This window comes from Roseospira navarrensis (genome assembly GCF_009601025.1).
In the GTDB taxonomy this organism is placed as follows: Bacteria; Pseudomonadota; Alphaproteobacteria; order Rhodospirillales; family Rhodospirillaceae; genus Rhodospira; species Rhodospira navarrensis.
In genome coordinates this window covers 38,958-63,888 of the sequence record NZ_WIVE01000013.1, presented here as the reverse complement: position 1 = coordinate 63,888, position 24,931 = coordinate 38,958, and the positions used below count along the sequence as shown (strand labels likewise).

The window sequence follows — 24,931 nt, the reverse complement described above, 5'->3', positions numbered from 1 at the left end:
ATGACCCGCTCGCCCGCACCGGACGTGCCGCACCAGACGCTTGCCCCCCGGGCGTGGCGCCTGCTGCGGGACGGCGCCGCCGCGCCCGCCCGGGACCTCGCGCAACGGCTGCTGACCGCTCGACCCGCCGATGCCGAGGCCCTGCGCATCCTGGCCGAAGTCGCCTATCGGACCGGCGACCTGGACCGGACGGCGCGGACTCTCGCCCGGGCGGCCCACGCCAACCCCGACCACGCGGAAACACACGGCACCCTGGGGATGGTCCTGGCCGGTCTGGGGCGCTACAGCCAGGCCCTCGGCCCGCTGTGGCGGGCGATCGCCCTGGCCCCCGAGGTCCTGCCCGCCCGGCTGACCCTGGCGGCGGCGCTGGAGCAGGCCGGCGATCCCGATGCGGCCCTGACGGCGCTTGACGACGCGGTGGCCCAGGCGCCCGACGACGCGGAGCCGCACGCGCGGCGGGGTCACCTGCTTCACACCTACGGCCAGACCGACCTGGCGCATGGAGCCTATGGGGACGCCCTGGCCCGCGATCCGGGGCGGACGGACTGCGCCTATGCCCGGGCCTGCATCGCCATTGACCGGGGCGACCACGCCCTGGCGCTGTCCGACCTGGACGCCGTGCTGGCCCGGACCCCCGGGGACGCCGAGGCCACCTATCAGCGCGGCTTCTGCCTGTTCAACCTGGGCCACATGGACGAGAGCGTGGACGCCCTGCGCCGGGCCGCCGGACACGGGGACGCGGCGCTGCGCGAGCGCGCGCTGCGCATGATCGCCGTCATCATCCCCGGCAGCCCGGCGGCCGATCAGGCGGAGATCCTGGCCGCCCGTCGCACCTGGGCCGATCTGGCGGTGCCGCCCTCGCCCGCGCCGCGTCCGCCCGGTCATCTGGCGGGGCGGCTGGACGGACGCCGCCTGCGCGTGGGCTACGTATCGAGCGCGTTCGGGCAGGAAAACTGGATGAAGTCCTTCCTGGGGCTGGTCAACGGTCACGACCGCGCCGTGGTGGACGTGCACCTGTTCTCGGTGGACGCCCACGACGCCACGCTGTCGAGCTACCAGCCCCACCCGGACGACCATTTCCACGACATCAGCCGCCTGTCGATCGAGGGCTTCGCCACTCTGGTGCGGGCCGAGGGCATCGACGTGCTGTTCAATCTGGACGGCTACACGGCGGTCAAACTCATGCTGCCCATGGGCCTGCGGCCGGCCCCGGTCAACGTGGCGGGGGTGGGCCTGTACGGCACGACCGGGATCAGCGACTGCGACTATCTGGTGGGCGACCGCTATGTGGTCGGGCCGGAGGACGAGGCCCACTGCCGGGAAACGGTGCTGCGCGTGCCCTGCTACAGCGCGTTCAGCGTCAACTATCCCGTCCCGGATATCGTCGATCCGCCCTGTCTGACCCGGGGATCCGTCACCTTCGGCTGCCTCGCGCCGCAGTACAAGATCACGCCGCCGGTGATCGACGCCCTGTGCCGGATCCTGGAGGGCTGCCCCGGATCCCGCCTGATCCTGCGCAACACCCGGCTCGACCGGCCCGGCAACGTGGCCCACGTGCGGGCGCTGTTCGCGGCCCGGGGCGTGGACCCGGACCGCCTGGACCTGATGGGGCCCGCCCCGCACCGGGTGTTCCTGGAGACCTATGACGCCATCGACATCGCCATCGACGCCTTCCCCTACAACGGCGGCAGTTCGACCATCGAGACCCTGTGGCAGGGCGTGCCGCTGCTGACCTATGACGGCGACCGCTGGGCGGCGCGGATCAGCGCCTCGCTGCTGTACGCGGCGGGGCTGGACCGATTCGTGGCGCCATCCATCGACGGTCTGGTGGAGACCGCCATCGCCATGGCCACCGGGGACGGGGCATGGGAAGCCCTGCGGGACTGGCGCCACCGGGCGCGGGCGGTCATCGGCGCCAGCGCGGCTTGCGACACCCGCGCCTTCGCCGCGACCATGGAGGCGCACTACTACGCCATGTTCGGGGCCACGCCGCCCCGCTCCGCCTGACGCCCCTTTTCCCGCCCGCCAAAAACCCCCATCTTTCGGGAACCGGGAAGACCAGGCCCAAGGACAGGGGAACACCGTGACGTCTCACGAAGGGCAGCCGCCAAGCCGGTCCGGGTCGCGCGACGTGGCCGCGTTCCTGGACCGGGCGCGTCAGGCGCCGGCCCCGGCGTCCCGCGACCCGAAAGCCGTGGACGCCTTCCTGGAGCGCGTCCGGTCCACCCCGCGCGAGGGCCGGGGCCGCCTGATCTTCGCGCTCGACGCCACCGCCAGCCGCCAACCCACGTGGGACCTGGCCATGGAGACCCAGGCCGCCATGTTCGCCACCGCCACGGCGATCGGGGATCTGGCCGTGCAACTGGTGTTCTATCGCGGCCTCGGCGAGTGCAAGGCCGGCCCCTTCGTCACCCGCCCCGACGAGATGATCCAGCGCATGAGCCGGGTGTCCTGCCGCGCCGGACGCACCCAGATCGGCCGCGTGCTGCGCCATGCCCTGTCGGTGCATGAAACCACGCCCGTCTCCGCTCTGGTGTTCATCGGCGACTGCGTCGAGGAGGAGCCGGACGCGCTCTATGGGCTGGCGGGGGAAATGGGCCTGCGCAAGCTGCCGGCGTTCATCTTCCATGAAGGTCACGAGCCCCTGGCCGAGCAGGTCCTGACGCATGTCGCGCGGCTGTCCGGCGGGGCCTGCTGCAAGTTCGACGCGCGCGGCCCGGACGAGTTGCGCCGTCTGCTGGGCGCGGTGGCGGCCTATGCGGCCGGCGGACGCCCGGCCCTGGAGGACCACGCCCGCAAGGCGGGCGGGGCCGCGCTGCGCCTGACCCACCAGATGGGTGGTGGTGGCGGTGGCGGTCGCGATGCGGGAGGCCGCTGACGCATGGCGCCCCTGCTGATCCTCGGGATCATTCTCGCCCTGCTGCTGGTGCTGGCCCTGCGCGTGCTGGTCAACAGTCCGCCCCGCGTGGTGCTCCGCGTGCTGGGGGTGACCCTGGGTCTGGCGCTGCTGGGCGCCTTCCTCTTCCTGGTCGTGACCAGCCGCCTGAGCTGGGCCGCCGGGGCCCTGGCCGCCCTGTCGCCGTGGGCGATCTGGCTGTCGCGCAACGTCAACCGGGCCGCCCGGGCCGCGCGCGCCGCCCGCTCGGCCCGCGCCGCGTTCCGCGCCTTCGGGGGCGGTGGCCGCGGGGCGGCGGCCGATCCCGACCCCGACGACAGGTCAACCGTGACCACGCGCTTCCTGGACATGACCCTGTCCCACGCCACCGGCGCCATGACCGGCACGGTGCGCGAGGGCGCGTTCGCCGGGCGGTCGCTGGAGGACCTGGACCGGGGCGACGCGCTCGCGCTGTGGCGGGAGATGCAGAGCGACCCGGAAAGCCTGCGCGTGTTCGAGGCCTGGCTGGACCGCGTGCATCCGGACTGGCGTCCGGACGGAGACGAGGGCGGCGCGGAGGAGACGGGCGGCGACGGCGCTCCGGGCGCCCGTGGTCCCATGTCCCGCGCCGAGGCCCTGGCCGTGCTGGGCCTGGAGGAGGGCGCCGGGCCCGAGGACATCAAGGCCGCCCACCGCCGCCTGATCGTGCTGGTTCACCCGGACCGGGGCGGCACGCCCTATCTGGCCGCCCGCCTCAACCAGGCCCGCGACCTGCTGCTGGGCCGCGATGGACGGCGGCAGGGCACCGGCTGACCCGGCCGTGGTGCAGCGGGCAGGCGGCTTGCGGCCCACGCGGGCCTCGTGGCACAACCTCTGCACTGCGCTGCACCATGCCGGACCGTCGTCGCAACGACCGGCGGCCGGGCCGGCGCCGAACGAGGGAGACGAGACACCATGACCAAACCCGTGAAGAAGGCCATATTCCCGGTCGCCGGACTGGGCACGCGTTTCCTGCCGGCGACCAAGACCATGGCCAAGGAGATGCTGCCGGTCGTGGACAAGCCGCTGATCCAGTACGCCGTGGAAGAGGCCGCAGCGGCCGGCATCGAGTACTTCATCTTCGTCACGGGACGCGGCAAGCACGTGCTGGTCGAGCACTTCGACCACGCCTTCGAGCTGGAACAACTGCTCGACGGGCGCGGCAAGACCGACGCCCTGGCCGAGTTGCGCAAGGCCATCCCCGAGCCGGGCCGGGTCATCTCCACCCGCCAGCACAACCCGCTTGGGCTGGGCCACGCGGTGTGGTGCGCCCGCGCGTTCATCAGCGAGGGCGAGCCGTTCGCCGTCATCCTGCCCGACGACCTGATCCTGTCGGAGAAACCGGCCATCGGCCAGTTGATCGAGGCCCACGCCCAGGTGGGCGGCAATGTGGTCGCATCCGAGGACGTGCCGCCCGACCAGACCAACAAGTACGGTATTCTGAAGGTGCAGGAGGACGACGGCCGCCTCGCCCGCGCCAACGGTCTGGTGGAAAAGCCCAAGCCCGAGGACGCGCCCTCGACCCTGTCGATCATCGGCCGCTACGTCCTGGATTCGACCGTCATGGACCGGCTGGGCAGCATCGGCACCGGCTCGGGCGGCGAAATCCAGTTGACCGACGGCATGGCCGCCACCATCGACGACGGTGTGCCGTTCCACGGCCTGCGGTTCGAGGGGACGCGGTTCGACTGCGGCGACAAGGTGGGCTTCCTGAAGGCCAACATCGCCTTCGCCCTGGACCGCCCGGACATGCGCGACAGCGTCGCCGGCTTCGTCAAGGAGATCGCGGCGGGCCTGTGATCGCAGCGGGGCTGGCCGTGATCAGTCCGCGAGCGGCCCTTCGGATGGCGCCCGCGTCGTCCCGGTCGGGTACACGAACACCCCGCCCGGGGCGGCGTCCACGCGGGCGTTGAGCATGGCCAGGAACAGGCGCTCGGCCTGGGACAGGGTGGTGCGGGGGTTGGTCACAAGAAAGATGTCCACCGGCGCCGGGCCGCCCGGTCCCGCGGTGTCGTCCCAGGGCGGCAGCCGCCACAGCAGCCCCTCGCGCACGTCGCGCTCGGCCACGTGGATCGGCAGCGGCCCGACCCCCAGCCCGGCGACGATCATGCGCCGCACCTCCTCCAGGTTCGACGACCGCCCCACCGTGCGCCCGTTGAGATCATGGCGGGCGCGCAGCAGGGCGATGGCGCGCAGGGCATCCGTCGGGCTGTCGGTGTTGAACGAGACCACCGGCTCGTCCCGCAGATCCGCCACCGTCAGGTCCGTGCGTCCGAACAGGCGGTGCGACGGGCCGCAGAAGAAGCCGAAGTGCTCGCGGAACAGGCGGCGGTAGGCCAGATGCGGATGGGGTCGGGCCACCAGACAGATGCCGGCGCTCGCCTGCCGGGACAGCACGGTCTGGACCACCACGCTGGAGCGGGCGACCTCGCATTCCAGGGTGACCAGGGGGTGCGCGGCGTGGAAGTCCGCCAGCACCGCGTCCAGCGGCGGGAACACCACGTGGCTGGCCAGCAGAAGGCGGATGTGGCCGGACAACTCCGCCTCGCCCGCCGTCAGCAGGTGGCCCAGGCGGCCGATCGCCCCGCAGATGTCGCGGCATTCGCGGTACAACACCCGGCCGGCGTCGGTCAGCTCGAAGCGGCCCGGCGCGCGGTCGATCAGGCGCTGTCCCAGCCGGTCCTCCAGCCGCTTCAGGGCCGTGCTCACGCTCGGCTGGCGCAGCAGCAGGCGGTTGGCGGCGCGGGTGATCGAGCCTTCCTCGACGATCACCATGAAGGTGTGAAGCAGGTTCCAGTCGAACTCGCGCCGCACCATGGCGTCCGGCGCCGTGACCCCGACGGAGGCGGGCGGCGCGGCGGGACCGGGGGCATCGAGGTCCTGTCCGGGGGGCACCATGGGGCCTCTCCATTCATCAGATCTATGCCCGGCATCAAGCATATCTATTTGCCCTATGTCGAGTCCGCAGGCGTGATATTCGCGGGAAGCAGGGCTGTCCGGCCGACGACCATCGCGCGCGGCGAGGCCCGCCGGCGGGCAGGACCGGCCCGGACCAGAACCGGGATCCGCGCGGGGCCGCAGGGGGAGGCGACCACATGACCGCATCCGCATCCGAGGCGCAGACGTTCGACCGTCGCCCCTGGCTGCTGCTGTCGCCGGCGCTGGTCTCGGTGCTGTTGCTGCTGGTGATCCCGACCCTGTTCATCGTGGTCTATTCGTTCTGGCTGCGCACGGCGGTCGGGGCGGAGCAGGTGGGCTTCTTCCTGGACAACTGGGAAGAGGTGCTGACGGACAGCTTCTATCACGACATCCTGTTCCAGACGCTTCGCATCGCCGCCATTTCCACGATCATTTGCGCCGTCGTGGGCTACATCCCGGCGTATTTCATCGCGTACACGCCGACCCGTCACAAGACCCTGCTGCTGCTGTTGCTGATGCTGCCCTTCTGGGTCAGCTACATCATCCGCACCATGTCCTGGATCAACATCCTGGGTGTGTCGGGCGCGGTGAACAGCACGCTGATGGCGCTGGGGATCATCACCGAGCCGATCCAGATGCTCTACAACGAGGCCACGGTGATCCTGGGCCTGGTCCACTTCCTGCTGCCGTTCATGATCCTGAACATCTACGTCAGCCTGGACGGCATCGACCGCAGTCTGGCCGACGCCGCGCGGTCGCTGGGCTGCACCGGCTGGCAGGCCTTCCGCGAGGTCACGCTGCCGCTGTCCGTGCCCGGGCTGGCCGCCGGGGCGCTGCTGTGCTTCGTGCTGGGGGCGGGCACCTACATCACCCCCATGGTGCTGGGCGGCCCGCGCAACGCCATGTTCGCCAATCTGGTCTACGAGGCCATCGTGACCCAGCTCAACTGGCCGCTGGGCTCGGCGCTGTCGCTGCTGCTGCTGGCGCTGCTGGGCACGCTGGTGATGGTCTACAGCCGCTTCCTGGGCATCGACCAGATCGCCAAGAGCTTCCGCTAGCCGGGACCGAGGAGGAGACACGCCCATGAGCCTCGCCTGGACCGCGATCCGCCTCGGCACCGTGCTGGTCTACCTGTTCATGTTCGCGCCCATCGCGGTGGTCATGCTGCTGTCGTTCAACGCCAACCAGTTCGGCAGCTTCCCCATGGAGGGGCTGTCGCCGCGCTGGTTCATCGCGCTGATCGAGAACGACGCCATCGTGCGCGCCTTCCAGACCTCGGTGGTGCTGGGGCTGCTGACGGCGATCATCTCCACCACCATGGGGGTGCTCGCCGCCCTGGCCATGGTGCGCTACGACTTCCCCGGCAAGCGCCTGATCTCCACCGCCCTGATCGCGCCCATCCTGGTGCCCGAAGTGGTGCTGGCCGTGGCCCTGCTGCTGTTCCTGCGCTTCCTGGATGTGCCGCGCAGCTTCTTCCTGCTGCTGATGGGCCATGTGATCTTCACCCTGCCGTTCGTGGTGCTGGTGGTGCAGGCGCGGCTGGTGGGCATCCGCCGGGAATACGAGGAAGCGGCCATGAGCCTGGGGGCCAACGCCTTCGAGACCTTCCGCCGCGTGACCCTGCCCCTGATGCTGCCCGCCGTGATGGCCGGCAGCCTGTTCGCCTTCACCATCTCGTTCGACGACATCACCGGCACCCTGTTCTGGAAACCGGGCGGGGTGGAGACGGTGCCGACGCAGATCTTCGCCATGCTGCGCAACTCCATCAGTCCCGAGATCAACGCGCTCGGCACGGTGATGGTGGTGTTCACCGTCGCCCTGCCGCTGCTGGGCGCGGCCCTGGCCCGCCGGCTGGCGGCCGGCATGGCGTCCGGATCGCGGTGACCCCCGTTCAGGCGAGCGTTCACAGTCCAACCGAGGAGACCAAGCCATGGATGACACGACCCGGTATCAGCGCCTGCTGGAGCGCTATCGCAACGGCGACATCGACCGTCGCGGCTTCCTGACCCTGCTGGGGGCGGCCGGCCTGTCCGTCGGCCTCGTCGGCGGTCCGATGGCGGCCCTGTCCCGAAAGGCCCGCGCCGCGACCCCCGACCAGGTGCGCTTCGACGGCTGGGGCGGGGTCGTGTCGGAGGCCTTCCGCGAATACGCCTTCGAGCCCTACACCGAGAAGACCGGGATTGAGGTCGTGGACGGCACCTTCGGCGGCGCCGACGAATACCTGGCCCGGGTGCGCGCCAGCCAGCCCGGCGAATTCAACATCGCCCACCTGTCTGGCGTGTTCGACTACGCGCGCTATCACAACCTCGACCTGTCCACGACCCTGGACGAGGCCAACATCCCCAACCTGGATCTGGTCATCGGCACGCTGCAGACGCCGTTCCGCAAGATCACCGGCGGCAACCTGTCGGCCGCGCCCTACGACTATGGCACCACCGGCATCGCCTACAACCGCAAGCACGTCAGCGACGACGAGGCCAAAGAGCTTGGGGCGAACCTGCTGGTGAAGCCCGAGTTCAAGGGCAAGATCGGCGGCTGGGGCGAGTGGAAAACCCGCATTTGGTATGCCGCCCTGCAGACCGACCAGGACCCCAACGGCATCGAGGACATGGACGCCGTCTGGGACAAGCTGCGCGAGCACCGCGACCTGCTGCTGAAGTACTGGGGATCCGGCGCCGAACTGATGAGCCTGCTCGCCGAGGAAGAAATCTACGTCACCGAAGCCTGGTCCGGCCGCGTCAAGGCGCTGCAGGAGCAGGGCCACGACATCGGCTATCTGGACCCGCCCGGCGGCCTCGCCTGGCAGGAATGCCTGTTCGTCATGAAGGGCAGCCCCATGGCCGCCTGCGAAGAGCTGCTGAACTTCATGCTGGAACCGGAAGTCGCCATCGCGGTCGCCGAGGGCCAGAACTACCCGCCGGCGCTGGACCCGAACAAGGTGGACCTGCCGGAGTCGGTGACCTCGCTGCCGGCGTTCGATCCGACGGGCACGCTGGAGTCGCTGAACTTCTTCGATCCCGACTACTGGAACAGCAACGAAGCCGACTGGTCCAAGACCTTCGGTCGCGTCCAGAAGGGGTACTGAGGCAGCCGCTCGTCTGCCTGCGCGGGCCGGACGGGGGTTGAACCCCCGTCCGGAAGCGTTTGCCGACCGGGTGCGGACTGAAACGGGTCCGGGCGGGAGTGCAACTCCCGCCCGGCAATGACGGCGAAACCAACGACGCCACGGACTCACCGCCCATGACCGATGCCAACCAGAACGCCGTCGAACTGCGGGACGTGGAGAAGCGCTTCGCCGAGTTCGTGGCGGTGCGCAAGACCGACCTGACCGTGCCGGAGGGGTCGTTCGTCACCCTGCTCGGGCCGTCCGGCTGCGGCAAGACCACCACGCTGCGCATGATCGCCGGGCTGCTGGACCCGACCGAGGGCGACATCCGCATCAAGGGCAAGTCGGTCACCGAAGTGCCGATCCACAAGCGCAACCTGGGCCTGGTGTTCCAGAACTACGCCCTGTTCCCGCACAAGAGCGTGTTCGACAACGTGGCGTTCGGCCTGAAGTACCGCGATGTGCCCCGCGACGAGGTCAAGAGGCGGGTGAAGGACGCCCTCCAGCTCGTGCAGTTGCCGCATGTGGAGGACCGCCGCCCCAACCAGCTTTCCGGCGGGCAGCAGCAGCGCATTGCGCTGGCGCGCGCCATCGTCATCCAGCCGGATGTGCTGTTGCTGGATGAGCCCCTGTCCGCGCTGGACGCCAACCTGCGCGAGGAAATGCGCGTCGAACTGAAGCGCATCCAGCGCGAACTGGGCATCGCCACCGTGTTCGTCACCCACGACCAGTCGGAGGCCCTGGCCATGTCCGACACCCTAGTGGTCATGAACAGCGGCTGGGTCGAGCAGATGGGGCCGCCCGATCTGGTCTACAACGAGCCCGCCAGCGCCTTCGTCGCCGACTTCCTGGGGCACTCCAACATCCTGCCCGGCCGGGTGGCCGGCGAGGAGGGCGGCTTCGTCAAGGTCATCACCGACGCGGGCGCCACCATCCTGTGCCACACCCGCGACCGCGCCGGCCGGCCGGAGGGCGAGCGCGTGCGGCTGGTCATGCGGGCCGAACGCCTGCTGCTCGCCGACCGCCACGACCCGGCCCCGGGCACCAGCCTGATGACCGCGCGGGTCAAGACCGTGGACTACCTGGGCCAGAGTGCGCGCTACTTCCTGACCACCACCGGGGCCGACGGAGACCCCGGGGCGGGCGTGGAGCTGCAGGCCATCAACCCCATCGACCGCGCCCCCTTCCCCGAGGGCAGCGAGGTCTGGATCCGCGTGCGCGGCGACGACTGCGTGTTGCTCGACGGCGATGCCGATGCGTAAGGGCCGGTCATCATGACCCGGATCGGTCCGCACCGCCTGCCGCGCGCCGTGAGCGAGGAAACCCAGTGGCCGCCGTGGCGGGCGCGCCGCCGGCCGTTGGCCCTTTGATACTGCGCGGCGATGAACCGGACTCGTCCGGTTCATCGCCTCCGCCGCTTCGCGGCGCCGGCCCAGTCGGGCCGGCCGGTCGACAAAAAGGTCAACCTTTTCGTCCGCCGGGATGACGGCCCGCTGTCGTTCCGCCGCCTGTCCCGATCTCACGGTCCCGATCTCAAGGGGGGTCCCCATGGACCACGTGCCCACTACGCCGTCCCCGGTGCCCGAAGCGCCGGAGGACTACGCCCCCGCCGTCCCCGACATGGACGCCGGCCCGGCGCGCTCGCACCTGTTCTACCAGTCCCGCCAACGCCGGCCCCTGCTGGACCGCGCCCAGGGCGTCCACATGTGGGACGTCACCGGCAAGCGCTACCTGGACGGCTCGTCCGGCGCCATGGTCAGCAACATCGGCCATTCCGACCCCGTGGTGCTGGAGGCCATGCGCCAGCAGATGGAGAAGTCCACCTTCGGCTATCGGCTGCATTTCGAGAATGCGCCGGCCGAGCAGCTCGCCCGGCTGGTGGCCGGGCTGAGCCCGCCCGGGCTGGACCGGGTGTTCTTCGTCTCCGGCGGGTCCGAGGCCGTGGAAAGCTGCCTGAAGCTGGCGCGGCAATACGCCCTGGCCATCGGCGAGGGCAACCGTTTCAAGGTGATCTCGCGCTATCCCAGTTACCACGGGGCCACCCTGGGGGCGCTGGCGGTCACCGGCTACACCACCATGACCGCGCCCTTCGCCCCCATGATGCACGAGATGCCGAAGATCCCGGCGCCGACCTGCTATCTGGATCGCGACGGCCTGACGATGGAAGAGCGCGGCCGGCGCTACGCCGACATGCTGGAGGCGGAGATCCTGCGCCAGGGGCCGGAGACGGTGCTTGCGTTCATCATGGAGCCGGTCGGCGGGGCCTCCACCGGCGCGCTGGTGGCGCCCGACAGCTACTATCCGCGCATCCGCGAGATCTGCGATCACTACGGCGTGCTGTTGATCCACGACGAGGTCATGACCGGCGCCGGGCGCACCGGGGCCTTCCTGGCCGGCGAGCACTGGGGCCTCGTGCCGGACCTGATCGCGCTGTCCAAGGGGTTCGCGGCCGGCTATGCGCCGCTGGGCGCCATGGTGGCGTCGGATAAGGTGGTCGAGGCCGTCATGGACCACGGCGGCTTCATCCACGGCTACACCTACGCCGGCAACCCGCTGGCCTGTGCGGCCGGGCTCGCGGTGCTGCGCGAGACCGTGCGCCGTGATCTCTCCGGCAACGCGGCCCGCATCGGGGACCTGCTGAAGGCGCGGCTGACGGCGCTGATGGACCGCTTCGGCTTCATCGGCGACGTGCGCGGCAAGGGCCTGCTGCTGGCGCTGGAACTGGTCGCCGACCGCGAGACCATGGACCCGCTGCCGCCCGACCGGATGGCGGCGGCGCGGCTGGTGGACCTGGCCTACGACCGGGGCCTGATCGTGTATTGGCGGCGCACCCGGGGCGGTTATGTGGGCGATCACGTGATGGTCTGCCCGCCCCTGATCCTGACCGAACCGGAGATCGACGAGATCATGGATCCCCTGACCGACGCCCTGGAGGTGCTGGAATGGGAGTTGGGGCTATGACGACTCCCGTCATCATCACCTGCGCTGTCACGGGCTCGGTTCATACGCCGACCATGAGCCCGCACCTGCCCATCACGCCAGACGAGATCGCGGAGGCGGCCATCGAAGCCGCCGAGGCCGGCGCGGCCATCCTGCACCTGCACGCCCGCGATCCGGAGACCGGCCAACCCTCGCCCGACCCGGACGTGTTCATGCGCTTCCTGCCGCGCATCAAGCAGGCCACCGATGCGGTGGTGAACATCTCCACCGGCGGCGGCATGCCCATGACGGTGGAACAGCGCATGCAGGCCGCCGACCATGCCGCGCCCGAGATGGCCTCGTGCAACATGGGCACCATGAACTTCGGGCTGTTTCCGGCGCTCGACCGCTGGTCCGACTGGAAACACCCGTGGGAGCCGGCGTTCCTGGAGGCCAGCCGGGACTTCGTGTTCAAGAACACGTTCCAGGATATCGAGGTGCTGCACCACGCCCTGGGGACCGGCCACGGCACCCGGTTCGAGTACGAGTGCTACGACCTGGGCCACCTGTACACGCTGGCGCACTTCGTGGACCGGGGCATTGCCAAACCGCCGCTGTTCCTGCAGTTCTGCCTGGGGATCCTGGGGGGCATCGGGGCCGATCCGGACACTCTGATGACCATGAAGCGCACGGCGGACAAGCTGTTCGGGGACGACTATCAGTTCTCGGTCCTGGGCGTGGGCCGCCATCAAGTGCCGCTCGCGACCATGGCGGCGGCCATGGGCGGCAACGTCCGCGTCGGCCTGGAGGACAACCTTTTCCTGGAGAAGGGTGTTCTGGCCGAGAGCAACGCCCAGCAGGTCCGCCGCATCCGGCAGGTGCTGGAGGGCCTGGGCCGCCCCGTCGCCACGCCCGCCGAGGCCCGCGCCCGGCTCGGCCTGAAGGGCGGCGACCGGGTGGCGTTCTAGCCTTTTTCCCCGGCCCCGGACCCCGTAGGCTGCCCGCGCGCCCCGGGCGGGGCGCAAACGGTCAGGGTCCGGGTGGAGTATCGTGGTCATGCATGCCTTTTTCGATCCCGTTCAGAAGTCCCACGCGCCGGACACGTTCCTGGTCTCCGGGGCGTGGCGGCCCTGCCCGGAGGTGCCGGCCCGCGCCGACGTGTTCGTCGAGGTCGCCGCCGGTCTGGGCCTGCCGGTGTCCGCGCCGCGTGATTTCGGCCTCACCCCGCTGGCCGCCGTCCATACGGCCGAGTACCTGCAGTTCCTGCAGACCATCCACGGCCGCTGGCAGAGCCTGGGCGGCAGCCGCGATGTGCTGCCCAACGTCCACCCGGACCGCCGTGACGGCCCCTATCCGCGCTCACCCGTAGGGCAGGCGGGCTTTCATCTGGGCGATACCGCCTGCCCGGTGACGGCGCAGACCTGGGCCGCCGTCTACCGCAGCGCCCAATGCGCCGTGGCGGCGGCGGATGTGGTGCGGGGCGGCGCCCGTCACGCCTATGCCCTGTGCCGCCCGCCCGGGCACCATGCGGCGGCGGACCTGACGGGCGGCTTCTGCTACCTGAACACCGCCGCCATCGCCGCCCAGCACCTGCGCGCCCGCCATGACCGGGTCGCGGTGCTGGACATCGACCTGCACCACGGCAACGGCACGCAGGCGATCTTCTATGGCCGGGGGGACGTCCTGACGGTGTCGCTGCACGCCGACCCGCTGGACTTCTACCCCTTCTTCTGGGGCCATGCGGCCGAACGCGGCACGGGCGCCGGCCTCGGCGCCAACCTGAACCTGCCGCTGCCCCTGGGCACGCCGGACGGGCCGTGGCTGGCCGCGCTGGATGCCGCGCTGGCCCGCATCAACGCCTTCGCCCCCGGCGCGCTGGTGCTGGCCCTGGGTCTGGACGCCAGCGCGGACGATCCCTTCGGCGGCCTGAAGGTCAGCCCGGAGGGTTTCCGCGCCGCCGGGCACCGCATCGGCGCCCTGGGCCTGCCCACGGTGCTGGTGCAGGAGGGCGGCTACCTGTCCGACTCCCTCGGCCCGTGCCTGCACGCCGCGCTGAGCGGCTTCCAGGAGGGCCGCCGCCATGACTGAGACCGCCACTGAGACGGCCGACATCCTCATTCTGGGCGCGGGCATGGCCGGCGCCTCCGTGGGCTACGCGCTGGCCGGGCGCGGGGTCTCGGTGCTGCTGCTGGAGCGCGAGGACCAGCCCGGCTACCACAGCACGGGCCGGTCCGCCGCCCTGTTCAGCGAGACCTACGGCCCGCCCCTGGTGCGCCGCCTGTCCGCGGCCAGCCGGGCGTTCCTGGACGCGCCGCCGGACGGCTTCACCGAGGTCCCCCTGCTCACCCCCCGGGGCCTGCTGGCCATGGGTCTGCCCGGGCAGGACGAGGCGATCGACGCCCTGGTGGACGAGGCCTGCGCCGGCGGCGGCCCGGGCACCATGGAGCACCTGGACGCGGCCGCTCTGCTGGAGGCCGTGCCCATCCTGCGCCCCGGCGTGTTCACGTCGGGGGCTCTGGAGCCCGGGGCGCGGGACATGGACGTGGATGCGCTCCACACGGGGTTTCTCAAGGGGCTGCGCCGCATGGGCGGCCGCGTCCTGGCCGGGGCCGAGGCCGCCGCCTTGTCCCATGCGGGCGGCGTGTGGCGGGTCGCCACGCGGGGCGGCGCGGTCTGCGAGGCGCCCGTGGTCGTCAACGCCGCCGGGGCCTGGGCCGATGAGGTCGCCGGGCTGGCCGGTGTGCGTCCCCTGGGCCTGACGCCCAAACGCCGCACCGCCCTGCTGGTGGATGCGCCCGCCGGGGCCTCCGTGGCCGGCTGGCCCATGACCGGCGATCTGGACGACACGGTGTACTTCAAGCCCGATGCCGGGCGGTTGCTGCTCTCGCCCGCCGACGCCACCCCGGTGCCGCCGCAGGACGTGCAACCGGAGCTGGAGGACGTGGCCGTCGCCGTGGACCGCTTCCAGCGCATCACCACCCACACGGTGGAGCGCCCGCGCGCCACCTGGGCCGGGCTGCGCAGCTTCGTGCCGGACGGCGTGCCGGTGGCCGGGTTCGCGCCCGAGCCCGACGCGGGCGGCGCGTCCGGCTTCTTCTGGCTCGCGGGCCAGGGCGGCTACGGCATCCAGACCGCCGTCGGGCTGGCCCGGGCGGCCGCCGCGCTGGCGCTGGGCGAGGCCCTGCCGGACGATGTCGCCGCAAAGGGCGTGACCGCGGCGGCGCTGGCGCCTGAGCGCCCCACCCTGTCCGTCCCCAACCCGGAGGCGCCGCGATGACTCCCACCCGGCAGCACGGCCCGGCCATCGCCGAGGCCGTCGCGGCGCAGCGGGACGCCGCCGTCTCGCTGCTGTGCGCCCTGGTGCGCGAGGACAGCCAGATGGGCCGCGAGCAGGGCGCACAGGACCTGATGACCGGCCTGTTCGGCGGCATGGGCCTGGACGTGGACCGCTTCGCCGTGGACCTGGACGCCATCCGCGACCGGCCCGGCTTCTCGCCGCCGGTGCTGGACAGCTACGCCGGGCGGGAGAACGTGGTCGGTGTGCATCGGCCCGCCGCGCCCGCGCCGGGCGGTCGCTCGCTGATCCTGAATGGGCATATCGACGTTGTGCCGCCCGGGTCCGAGCGGCTGTGGACCGACCCGCCGTTCGAACCCGTGGTGCGGGACGGCCGGGTGTTCGGACGCGGCAGCGGCGACATGAAGGCCGGCATCGTGGCCTATTGCATGGCCTTCCTGGCGCTGGCCGAGTTGGGCCTGGAGCCGGCCGCGCCGGTGATCCTGCAATCCGTGATCGAGGAAGAGTGCACCGGCAACGGCGCCCTGGCCTGCCTCGCCCGGGGCTACACCGCCGATGCGGCCATCATCCCCGAACCCTTCGCCCAGTCGCTGCTGGTCGGGCAACTGGGTGTCATGTGGGCGCGCATCCGGGTGGCGGGCAAGCCGGCGCACGTGCTGGACACCTCGGCCGGGCTCAACGCCATCGAGGCCGCCTACCGGCTGTTCGACGCCCTGCACCCGCTGGAAGCGGCGTGGAACGCGCCCGACCACCGCCATCCGCTGTACGCGGACCATGCCCACCCGGTGAACTTCAACCTGGGCCGCATCGCGGGCGGGGACTGGGCCTCCAGCGTCGCCGCCGAAGCCGTCATCGACGTGCGCCTGGGGTTCTATCCCGGCATGCCGCTGGACGAGGTGCGCGCCGCCCTGGAAGGCACCATCGCCGCCGCGCTGGCGGATGACCCGCGGTTGCGGGGGATCACGGCCGACGTGTCCTACCAGGGCTTCCAGGCCGAGGGCTGCGTGATGGACCCGGACCACCCCATGATGACGCTGCTCTCGGATCTGCACGCCCGCGTCATGGGTTCGCCCATCGACCGGCTGGCCTGCACCGCGACCACGGATGCGCGCTTCTTCCAGCTTTACGGGGACATCCCGGCCACCTGCTACGGGCCGGAGGCGACCCACATCCACGGCATCGACGAGTCGGTGTCCATCGACAGCATGATGCAGGTGGCCACCGTGCTGGCGCTGTTCATGGCCGACTGGTGCGGCCTGTCCCCTCGGCCCCGGCGGTGATCGGTGGGGCGACCCTGGACGGGTTCTGAGGCCGGCCCAATGTGTAGAAGCCCCGGTTCGGCCTGGAGCGCAGCCCTCACGCACCTCAAGGAGTCGAAGGGACAGGCTTTCTGCATGCCGGACGGGGCTTGCAGCCCCGTCCGGACCGTTTCGCCCAACGGATGGGGATGATAACGCTCGGGGCGGGAGTGAAACTCCCGCCCGGCATCACGACACCACCTTGGTGCCTTGGTGGTTTTCTGGACAGCGAGGACACGGTGGGCGGGTCGCCTGAGACGAGTCCCTCCACCCGGCACGGCAGCGGATCCCGGTTCGGCCTGGAGCGGCGCTCTCATCAGAGGTATGACGGATCGGAGCACTCGGGCTTTCGGCCGAAAGTCCCCCTGACCCCATTCCCCGACCCGGGAGGCTAAACGCGTGAGCGAAACGACCTTTGACGTGATCGTCGTCGGTGGCGGCCCCGGTGGCTACGTCGCCGCCATCCGCGCCGCCCAGTTGGGCCTGAAGACCGCCGTGGTGGAACGCGAGCACCTGGGCGGCATCTGCCTGAACTGGGGCTGCATCCCGACCAAGGCCCTGCTGCGCTCCGCCGAGGCGCACCGCATCATGCGCCACGCCGCCCACTTCGGGCTGGCGGCGGACAACCTGCGCGTGGACCTGCCGGCCGTGGTCAAGCGCTCGCGCGCCGTCGCCGGGCAACTCACCCGGGGTGTGACGCACCTGCTGAAGAAGAACAAGGTCACGGTGTTCGACGGCCACGGCACGCTTCAGGGCGGCGGCCGGCTGTCGGTCACCAAGGACGGCCAGGGCGTGGCCGACCTGAAGGCCGATCACATCATCCTGGCAACGGGCGCCCGCGCCCGCACCCTGCCGGGCCTGGAGCCGGACGGCAAACTGGTCTGGACCTACAAGGAGGCCATGGTCCCCAAGGCCATGCCGAAATCCCTCCTCGTGGTCGGCTCCGGCGCCATCGGCATCGAGTTCGCCAGTTTCTTTCACGAACTGGGCGCCGAGACCTCGGTCGTGGAGGTCATGGACCGCATCCTGCCCGTGGAGGACCCGGAGATCTCCGCCTTCGCCCGCAAGGCGTTCGAGAAACAGGGGATGCGGATTCATACCGCGACCACCGTGACCGACCTGAAACGCGGGTCCGACTCCGTCACCTGCACCCTGAAGGGGCCGGACGGCAAGGCGCGCGAGATCACCGTGGATCGGGTCATCCTGGCCGTCGGCATCGTCGGCAACGTGGAAAACCTGGGCCTGGAGAAGACCAAGGTCCGGGTGGACCGCAGCCACGTCATCACCGACGACTGGAGCCGCACCGATGAGCCCGGCGTCTACGCCATCGGCGATCTGACCGGGCCGCCCTGGCTCGCCCACAAGGCCAGCCACGAGGGTGTGATCTGCGTCGAGAAGATCGCCGGCGTGCCGGACGTGCATCCGCTGAACACCAACCACATCCCCGGCTGCACCTATTGCCACCCCCAGATCGCCAGCGTCGGCCTGACCGAGCCGCAGGCCAAGGAGCAGGGCCGCATGGTGCGCGTGGGCCGCTTCCCCTTCATGGGCAACGGCAAGGCCATCGCCCTGGGCGAGCCCGAAGGCATGGTCAAGACCGTGTTCGACGCCAGCACGGGCGAGTTGCTGGGTGCGCACATGATCGGGGCCGAGGTCACCGAGCTGATCCAGGGCTACGCCGTGGGCATGACCACGGAAACGACCGAGGCCGAGTTGATGCACACCGTGTTCCCGCACCCCACCCTGTCGGAGATGATGCACGAGTCCGTTCTTGACGCCTACGGACGGGCCATCCATTTCTAGCATCATGAATGACATGAGCATGACATCGGCAGCCCGGGACGCGACCCCGGAGGCCCCAGAGGCTGAGACAGCCGAGGAGGCCCGCGCGGCCCGCCCGCGCCATCCGGAGAAGGCCCGGCGGCCCGACCAGGCCTCGCCGCGCAAGCCGCACTGGATCCGGGCCAAGGCGCCCACCTCGCGCGAGGCCGCCGAAGTGCGCCGGCTGATGCGGGACAAGAAGCTCGCCACCGTGTGCGAGGAGGCCGCCTGCCCGAACATCGGCGAGTGCTGGCAGCGCCGCCATGCCACGTTCATGATCCTGGGCGAGACCTGCACGCGGGCCTGTGCGTTCTGCAACGTGCGCACCGGCCGGCCGGACGCCCTGGACGAGGGCGAGCCGGACCGGGTGGTGGACTCCGTGGCCTCCATGGGCCTGAAGCATGTGGTCATCACCTCGGTGGACCGCGACGACCTGCCCGACGGCGGGGCGCGCCAGTTCCAGCGCTGCGTCGCCGGTATCCACGCCGCGGCGCCCGAGACCACGGTGGAAATCCTGACCCCGGACTTCCGCGACAAGCCGGGCGCGCTCGAAGTCGTCATGGAAAGCCCGCCGGAGGTGTTCAACCACAACCTGGAGACCGTGCCCCGGCTGTACCCGTCCATCCGCCCGGGGGCGCGCTATTTCGCCAGCCTGCGCCTGTTGCAGCGGGCCAAGGAACTGGCGCCCCAGGTCTTCACCAAGTCCGGCATCATGGTCGGGCTGGGCGAGACCCGCGAGGAGGTCTGGCAGGTCATGGACGACCTGCGCGCCGCCGACGTGGACTTCCTGACCATCGGCCAGTACCTGCAGCCGACCCGCAAGCACGTCGCCGTCGCCGAGTACATCACGCCGGAGGCGTTCGAGGACTACGCCCGCGCCGCCCGCGCCAAGGGCTTCCTGCTGGTCTCCGCGACGCCGATGACCCGCTCCTCCTATCACGCCGACCGGGACTTCGCCGCGCTGCGTCAGTCCCGACTCGATCGCCTGAGGACCGCCTGATCCCATGCCCACACACGGCGAAAAGCGATTCCTGCCCTATGAACCCTGGGAGCTGTACGACCTCGTCGCGGACGTGGAGAAGTACCCCAAGTTCCTGCCGTGGTGCCTGGCCTCGCGCATCAAGAAACGCGAAGGGGACGTGTTCTATGCGGACCTGGTGATCGGCTTCAAGATGGTGCGGGAACGCTTTACGTCGCGGGTCCAGTTGACCAGCGGCAACCGGATCGACGTGTCCTATGCCGAAGGGCCGTTTCAGTACCTGAACAATCACTGGATCTTCGAGAAGGTCGAGGGCGGCACCGTCATCGACTTCTATGTGGACTTCGAGTTCAAGTCGGCGTTCCTGCAGAGGATCATGGGCGCACTGTTCAACGAGGCCGTGCGCCGCATGGTGGCCGCGTTCGAGCGCCGGGCCGAGCAGCTCTATGGCCGCCGGCCCGCCCAGCCGGGCGGCGCGCCGCCGCCGCACCCGCGTCCGTCCACATCCACCACCTGATCCGCCCGGTGTGCCTGGGCGACGGCCTCGACACGTGGGCGTGGCTCCGGTAGACACGATGTGGACCAAACCGGATCGGCGGGAGGACCGGCAATGATGGGCGTCGGGCGGACAAGCCCGGGCCGCAGGGCCCTGGTGGTAAGGCTGGCGCTGGCCGCGACTCTGGCCGGCGGTCTGGCGCTTCCGGCCGCGGCCCAGACCGCGATGCCCGAGGACGCGACCCCGGAGACCACGGCGGACGCACCGGACGCCGCGCCCGGAGCCGGGGGGGCCGAGGGGGCTGACGAGGGCGAAACGCCCGCCGATGCGCCCCCCATCGTCATCAGCGAGGTCGAGGCTCAGGCCTGCGCCGCCCGGCTGGAGCCCATGGCCGCCAGCTTCCCCGAGCCCATGGAGAGCATCTACCTGCGCCGCCTCGCGCATGGCGCGTATCAGGTCTGGGCGCCCCGCGACCTTGGGCCCAACGCGCCGCTGCGTCCCTGGTGCAACACCACCCTGACCGCCATCGCCGGCGTGCCCTATCTGTCGGTGGAGACCCGGGCCATGATGATGGACCTCGTCGCCTCCGCCGGGGACGGACCGCCGCCCCCGCCCGATGCCGAAGCGCCGGTGGAGGCGCCGCCGCCGCCGGTGGTCGTCGAGGGCGAGGACGACGCCGAGGCCCCCAAGGGCCTGCCGGCCGCGTTCCAGCGCATGCCGCCCCGGGGCGGACGGTCGGCGGCCGTGCTGGGCCTGCCGCTGCCGCTGATGCCGGGCCTGTACCAGGCGTCCGGGGGCGAGGTGGCGGCCTGCACCGAGGCGGGCGGCCAGCCGAGCGTGCGGGTGGACCGGCTGAGCGGCGCCATCCTGGACAGCGTATGCCTGCTGCCCGACGGCGCCCTGACCCCGCTGCCGACCGTCGCGGCCGAGGTGGCGACCATGCCCGGTCTGTCCCGGTAGCGCACGCGCCCGACCAACCCGCCGCGCCCATCCGAAGACAATGCGGGGCAAAAGGGGCCGAGAGAGGTGGCCGCACAGCGCACCCGACCGGGCCGGTCCGCTGTGCATGGGAAAGCGCGGCACCGCGCGTTGCGGCTGTTGACAGACCCCCCGGCGCCGCCGTACAAACCGCGTCTGGCCTTCAGTCCCCTTCGTCTAGAGGCCTAGGACACCGCCCTCTCACGGCGGCAACAGGGGTTCGAATCCCCTAGGGGACGCCAAATTACTTACCATTCAGCACGTCGTTGAAAAGCCGGGCTTTTTTAGGCCCGGCTTTCAGCGTTTGGTCTTCCGGATGGTGCCGTCGCGCCGCCAAGACGCCCCTACGCCAGCGACGCCATCATGGGCGCCGAATCCTCGATCTTGGTGATGTTGTTCAGGCCCTGGCGGATGTCCGACATGATGAATTCGGAGCGCTTGACCGGCCCGCCGGTGGTCGGCTTGGGGAACAGCCGCACCCAGGCGTTCATCTTCACCGTCAGGCCGCACAGCACGCCGCCGATGGTGATGTGATAGGCCTGGATCAGGTCCTTGACCTTCTGGAAGCGGTCGGCGGATATGTCCTCCCACATGGCCTTGGTGGATCGCTCGAAATTCTCGAAGCGGCCGGTGATGGCGGCCGTCAGTTCGTTGATGGTGTTCTCGATCATGTCGCAGGAGCGCAACAGGTTCTGGTCCTGGCGAAGCTGATAGTTCTTGCGGATGTCGTACATCGAGTTGATGAACACTTCCAGAAGTGGCGCGAGGCGGTCCAGGCACTGCTTGTAGTACGACAGGGACAGGAAGATGTCGCCGTAATCTTCCAGGAACGTAGGGACCTCCATGATCTCGATGCCCAGGGCGTCCGCCATCTGCTGCAGGCGCTGGCGCGCCCGCTTGATGTCCGGGTCGCGGAACAGGGCCACCACGTCCTCGAAACGCTCCACCTGCACGTTCTCGCTGCCGTAGATCTCGGCGATCAGCGGCCGCGTGAACTGGGTCATGTACTGGGTCAGCTCCTGGTTCTTCTCCGGCGAGAGTTGCAGGGCCGCCGCGTTGGTCAGCGGCACACCCATCCGGCGCAGGGTGATGCGCAGCGAGAACACGTCGTAGCTGTGCAGCATGGACAGTTTGCGGATGATGACGTGATCCGGGTGCACCTCTTCGGGCGGCCAGTTCATCATCTTGGGCAGGTCGGCGATCTCGATCTGACCGCTGCCGGTCTGCACGTCCTGGAACAGCTCGATCACGCTGCGCAACTGAGCGTTCTTGATCATCCGCGCCTGACCGAGCGCCGGCGTCTCGAACGGGATGAACGACAGCGGCAGCGTGAACAGGGAGTCCATGTCCCCATCCTCGATGGGGTTCAGGATCTTCTCGTCGGACATGTAGCCCGATTTCGGGACCATGAGGGGCGTCTCCCTGATCGGAAGCGTGCAACGGTGACGCGCGCATGGTAGCGATTTCGGCCCGGCCTGCCCATCACAATTCAGGGCCGACCCCGCCCCGCCGCCCACCGAAAGACCCATCCGTGACCGAGTCCGCCGCCGTCCCCCACCCCCATCCGCGCCTGCTGGTGCTGTCCGCCTGCGCGGGCCTGGTGCTGTGCATGATCGGGGTGTTCGCCTTCGCCGCCCTGCTGCCCACGTTCATGCGGGACTGGGACCTGAGCAACACCGAAGCCGGGTGGATCGGCGGCATCCTGTTCGCGGGCTATGCGGTGGCGGCGCCGGTGCTGGTGTCGCTGACCGACCGCCTCGACGCCCGCCGGGTGTTCGTGGCCGGAGCCGTGGTCGCCGCCGGGGCCAACCTGGCCTTCGCGCTGTTCGCCGAGGGCTTCTGGAGCGCCCTGGCGCTGCGGGCCCTGGCCGGGGTCGGGCTGGCCGGCACCTACATGCCGGGACTGCGGGTCATGGTGGACCGCATCGCGCCCGCGCGCCGGGCCGGCGCGGTGCCGCTGTACACCGCGTCGTTCAGCCTGGGCAGCGCGCTGTCCTATCTGGTGCCCGCGCTGGTGGCCGAGGCGGCGGGCTGGCCGGGCGCGTTCGTGGTCTCGGGCGCGGCGGCGCTGCTGGCCGCCGGGACCGTGGCGTGGATGGCCCCGCACGCCCCGGACCAGCCGGCGGATCCCCGCACCCGCGGCGCGCTGCTGGATTTCCGCCCGGTGCTCGCGAGCCGCGCGGCCATGGGCTACATCCTGGGCTATGTGGCGCACATGTGGGAACTGTTCGCCTTCCGCGCCTGGGTGGTCGCCGTGCTCGGCTTCGCGTTGGTGGCCGACGCCGGACCGTGGGGCGCGGCCGCCGGCGGCCCCGGGTCCCTGCTGGAGCCGGGCGCGGTCGCGAGCTGGGGCGCGCTGGTGGCCATGGCCTGCAGCATCGGCGGGGCGAGGCTGGCCACGCGGCTGGGCCGGGCCCGCACCACCCAGGCCTATATGGTCCTCTCGGCGGTGACGGCGCTCGGCTTCGGCTGGCTGGCGGGCGGCCTGTCCTATCCGCTGGTGGCGGGGCTGGCGATCCTCTATGCCGGGCTCATCCAGCTCGATTCGGCGGCGCTGACCACGGGGGCGGTGGAGACCGCGCCCGCCGGCCGCCGGGGCGCGACGCTGGCCCTGCACTCGCTGCTGGGGTTCGGGGCCGCGTTTCTGGGGCCGGTGGCGTTCGGCATTGTTCTGGATCTGGCCGGCGGCCGGGAGTCCACCGCCGCCTGGGGACTCGCCTTCGGACTGGTCGGGCTGGTGGGGCTGGCCGGCGTGCCCGCGCTCAGACGGGCGAGGGCGTGAGGCGGCGCGCGCGGTCAAGGTCGTCCGGGGTGTTGAGGGACAGGAAGGGGTCCACGGGCTCGACCGCCCAGGGCGCCTGCGCCACCCGATGCCGCCCGGTCCAGGCCCGCACGGCGCGCAGGCCCTCGTCCGCCAGGGCGGTGCGCAAAGCGGGCGCAAGCGCGACCGGCCACAGGGCGGTGGCATGGTGGACCCGCCCGCCCGAGGCCGCGCAGGCGATGTCCGCCCCCGCGTCCGCCCGGGCCGCCGCGAGCCGGTCGCGCAGGTCGCGCGGCACAAGGGGGGTGTCCACGGGCACGGTGACCACGGCCGACACGTCCGGGTGCCCCGCCCGCACCCACTCCAGCACCGCCAGCAGGCCGGCCAGCGGCCCGGCGGGGTCGCCGTCGGGCTCGGTCAGGGAATCGGCCACCACGGGCAGGTCCCAACGGGCGAAGCGCGCGGGGTCACCGTTGGCGTTCAGCACCACCGGCCCCGGCCAGGGCGTGAGACGGTCCAACAGGTGATCCAGCGCGGCGCGGCCGTCGCCCAGCGTCAGCAGCGCCTTGTCCGCGCCGCCCATCCGCCGCCCCTGGCCGCCGGCCAGGATGCCCAGCGCCACGGTCATCCGGCCGCGCCGGTCCCGACGTCGGCATGACCCGACAGGTCCGTGATCGTCGGTGCGCGCCCGCACAGGGGGCAGGCCGGATCCGGTTTGACGGCGATGGTGCGGAACTCGCCGGCGAGCGCGTCGTGGATCAGCAGCCGACCGGCCATGGAGCGGCCCAGGCCGAGGATCTCCTTGACCACCTCGGTGGCCTGCAATGAGCCCATCACCCCCGCCACGGCGCCCAGCACCCCGGCCTCGCCGCAAGAAGGCACGGCATCGGGCGGCGGCGGTGTGGGGAAGATGCAGCGGTAGCACGGCCCGCCCGCGTGGGTCTTGTACACGGACAACTGGCCGTCGAACCGCAGCACGGCGGCCGAGACCAGCGTCTTGCGGGCGAAGTGGCAGGCATCGTTGAGCAGGAAGCGCGTTTCGGCGTTGTCGGTGCCGTCGCACACGATGTCGTAGCCGTCCAGCAGGTCCGCCACCGTGTCCCCGGTCAGGCGGACCGGGTGCGGCACCAGGGTGACGTCGGGATTGAGGCGGGCGACGGCGCGCCGGGCGCTTTCCACCTTGGGCAGGTCCAGGGTGTCGCCGCCGTGCAGCACCTGGCGTTGCAGGTTGGACAGGTCCACGGTGTCGGCATCCACGACGCCGATGGTGCCGACGCCGGCGGCCGCCAGATACAGAATCAGGGGCGAGCCCAGTCCGCCCGCACCGACCACCAGCACGCGGGCGGACAACAGCCGCGCCTGCCCGGTACCGCCCACCTCGCGCAACACGATGTGGCGGGCGTAACGCCGGATCTGTTCCTCGGTGAAGTCCATGGGCGCAACGC

Annotated in this window: 22 protein-coding genes and 1 tRNA gene; 19 read left to right on the top strand and 4 right to left on the bottom strand. The window is 70.9% G+C overall.

The window, feature by feature from the left end:
* The 4 genes from GHC57_RS06385 (at nucleotide 1) to GHC57_RS06370 (ending at nucleotide 4,714) form a co-directional block, all read left to right on the top strand.
* A complete protein-coding gene (locus GHC57_RS06385; protein ID WP_153342338.1) occupies nucleotides 1-2,007 on the top strand; it encodes an O-linked N-acetylglucosamine transferase, SPINDLY family protein in 2,007 nt (668 codons plus the stop codon).
* A gap of 76 nt (nucleotides 2,008-2,083) precedes the next feature.
* On the top strand, nucleotides 2,084-2,878 hold the full coding sequence (locus GHC57_RS06380; protein ID WP_343031126.1) for a VWA domain-containing protein: 795 nt from the start codon (nucleotides 2,084-2,086) through the stop codon (nucleotides 2,876-2,878).
* Nucleotides 2,879-2,881: 3 nt separating this feature from the next.
* Nucleotides 2,882-3,688 carry a J domain-containing protein gene (locus GHC57_RS06375; RefSeq protein ID WP_153342336.1) on the top strand — a complete coding sequence of 269 codons (807 nt, stop codon included), beginning with the start codon at nucleotides 2,882-2,884 and terminating at the stop codon, nucleotides 3,686-3,688.
* A 141-nt stretch (nucleotides 3,689-3,829) separates the two neighbouring features.
* Nucleotides 3,830-4,714, top strand: coding sequence for a UTP--glucose-1-phosphate uridylyltransferase (locus GHC57_RS06370; RefSeq protein WP_153342334.1), 885 nt, complete (start codon nucleotides 3,830-3,832; stop codon nucleotides 4,712-4,714).
* A 21-nt stretch (nucleotides 4,715-4,735) separates the two neighbouring features.
* Here the strand turns inward: GHC57_RS06370 and GHC57_RS06365 are convergent, their stop codons facing one another.
* Nucleotides 4,736-5,812, bottom strand: coding sequence for a LysR family transcriptional regulator (locus tag GHC57_RS06365; RefSeq protein WP_246152167.1), 1,077 nt, complete (start codon nucleotides 5,810-5,812; stop codon nucleotides 4,736-4,738).
* 197 nt (nucleotides 5,813-6,009) lie between these two features.
* Here GHC57_RS06365 and GHC57_RS06360 point away from each other — a divergent pair, with 197 nt between their 5' ends.
* From GHC57_RS06360 to GHC57_RS06295, 14 genes are all read left to right on the top strand, one after another.
* Nucleotides 6,010-6,891: an ABC transporter permease gene (locus tag GHC57_RS06360; RefSeq protein ID WP_153342332.1), complete on the top strand. Its 882-nt coding sequence runs from the start codon at nucleotides 6,010-6,012 to the stop codon at nucleotides 6,889-6,891.
* A gap of 25 nt (nucleotides 6,892-6,916) precedes the next feature.
* Nucleotides 6,917-7,717, top strand: coding sequence for an ABC transporter permease (locus GHC57_RS06355; protein ID WP_153342330.1), 801 nt, complete (start codon nucleotides 6,917-6,919; stop codon nucleotides 7,715-7,717).
* 46 nt (nucleotides 7,718-7,763) lie between these two features.
* Nucleotides 7,764-8,918 (top strand): ABC transporter substrate-binding protein, encoded by a 1,155-nt coding sequence (locus tag GHC57_RS06350; protein WP_153342328.1) that lies wholly within the window; start codon nucleotides 7,764-7,766, stop codon nucleotides 8,916-8,918.
* A gap of 155 nt (nucleotides 8,919-9,073) precedes the next feature.
* Nucleotides 9,074-10,201 (top strand): ABC transporter ATP-binding protein, encoded by a 1,128-nt coding sequence (locus GHC57_RS06345; RefSeq protein ID WP_153342326.1) that lies wholly within the window; start codon nucleotides 9,074-9,076, stop codon nucleotides 10,199-10,201.
* A gap of 286 nt (nucleotides 10,202-10,487) precedes the next feature.
* A complete protein-coding gene (locus GHC57_RS06340; protein WP_246152166.1) occupies nucleotides 10,488-11,900 on the top strand; it encodes an aminotransferase family protein in 1,413 nt (470 codons plus the stop codon).
* Nucleotides 11,897-12,826, top strand: a complete 930-nt coding sequence (kce, locus tag GHC57_RS06335) for a 3,5-dioxohexanoate:acetyl-CoA acetone transferase (protein ID WP_153342323.1) — start codon at nucleotides 11,897-11,899, stop codon at nucleotides 12,824-12,826. Before GHC57_RS06340 ends, kce begins: the two co-directional genes overlap by 4 nt.
* Before the next feature lie 88 nt (nucleotides 12,827-12,914).
* Complete coding sequence (locus GHC57_RS06330) at nucleotides 12,915-13,946, top strand: histone deacetylase family protein (protein ID WP_153342321.1); 1,032 nt, start codon at nucleotides 12,915-12,917, stop codon at nucleotides 13,944-13,946.
* Nucleotides 13,939-15,135, top strand: coding sequence for an NAD(P)/FAD-dependent oxidoreductase (locus tag GHC57_RS06325; protein WP_153342319.1), 1,197 nt, complete (start codon nucleotides 13,939-13,941; stop codon nucleotides 15,133-15,135). Before GHC57_RS06330 ends, GHC57_RS06325 begins: the two co-directional genes overlap by 8 nt.
* Nucleotides 15,132-16,433 carry a M20 family metallopeptidase gene (locus tag GHC57_RS06320; protein ID WP_153342317.1) on the top strand — a complete coding sequence of 434 codons (1,302 nt, stop codon included), beginning with the start codon at nucleotides 15,132-15,134 and terminating at the stop codon, nucleotides 16,431-16,433. The genes GHC57_RS06325 and GHC57_RS06320 overlap by 4 nt, the downstream gene beginning before the upstream one ends.
* Nucleotides 16,434-16,850: 417 nt before the next feature.
* Nucleotides 16,851-18,254, top strand: coding sequence for a dihydrolipoyl dehydrogenase (gene lpdA / locus GHC57_RS06315; RefSeq protein ID WP_170294722.1), 1,404 nt, complete (start codon nucleotides 16,851-16,853; stop codon nucleotides 18,252-18,254).
* A gap of 13 nt (nucleotides 18,255-18,267) precedes the next feature.
* Nucleotides 18,268-19,272: a lipoyl synthase gene (gene lipA, locus GHC57_RS06310; RefSeq protein ID WP_425500647.1), complete on the top strand. Its 1,005-nt coding sequence runs from the start codon at nucleotides 18,268-18,270 to the stop codon at nucleotides 19,270-19,272.
* Between the two features lie 4 nt (nucleotides 19,273-19,276).
* Entirely contained in the window at nucleotides 19,277-19,768 is a 492-nt protein-coding gene (locus GHC57_RS06305; RefSeq protein WP_153342313.1) for a type II toxin-antitoxin system RatA family toxin, read from the top strand.
* Nucleotides 19,769-19,903: 135 nt separating this feature from the next.
* Nucleotides 19,904-20,707, top strand: a complete 804-nt coding sequence (locus GHC57_RS06300) for a hypothetical protein (RefSeq protein ID WP_153342311.1) — start codon at nucleotides 19,904-19,906, stop codon at nucleotides 20,705-20,707.
* 184 nt (nucleotides 20,708-20,891) lie between these two features.
* Nucleotides 20,892-20,967 (top strand) — tRNA-Glu (locus GHC57_RS06295).
* A 102-nt stretch (nucleotides 20,968-21,069) separates the two neighbouring features.
* Here the strand turns inward: GHC57_RS06295 and GHC57_RS06290 are convergent.
* The gene (locus GHC57_RS06290) at nucleotides 21,070-22,134 is read right to left on the bottom strand and encodes a hypothetical protein (protein WP_246152165.1); all 1,065 of its coding nucleotides are present in this window, start codon (nucleotides 22,132-22,134) and stop codon (nucleotides 21,070-21,072) included.
* Between the two features lie 122 nt (nucleotides 22,135-22,256).
* On the opposite strand from GHC57_RS06290, the gene GHC57_RS06285 reads away from it, so the two are divergent.
* Nucleotides 22,257-23,507, top strand: a complete 1,251-nt coding sequence (locus GHC57_RS06285; protein WP_343031125.1) for an MFS transporter — start codon at nucleotides 22,257-22,259, stop codon at nucleotides 23,505-23,507.
* Here the strand turns inward: GHC57_RS06285 and mobA are convergent.
* Entirely contained in the window at nucleotides 23,488-24,114 is a 627-nt protein-coding gene (mobA, locus tag GHC57_RS06280) for a molybdenum cofactor guanylyltransferase MobA (protein WP_153342307.1), read from the bottom strand. The genes GHC57_RS06285 and mobA overlap by 20 nt on opposite strands.
* Complete coding sequence (locus GHC57_RS06275) at nucleotides 24,111-24,920, bottom strand: HesA/MoeB/ThiF family protein (RefSeq protein WP_153342305.1); 810 nt, start codon at nucleotides 24,918-24,920, stop codon at nucleotides 24,111-24,113. The genes mobA and GHC57_RS06275 overlap by 4 nt, the downstream gene beginning before the upstream one ends.
* Nucleotides 24,921-24,931: the final 11 nt, after the last annotated feature.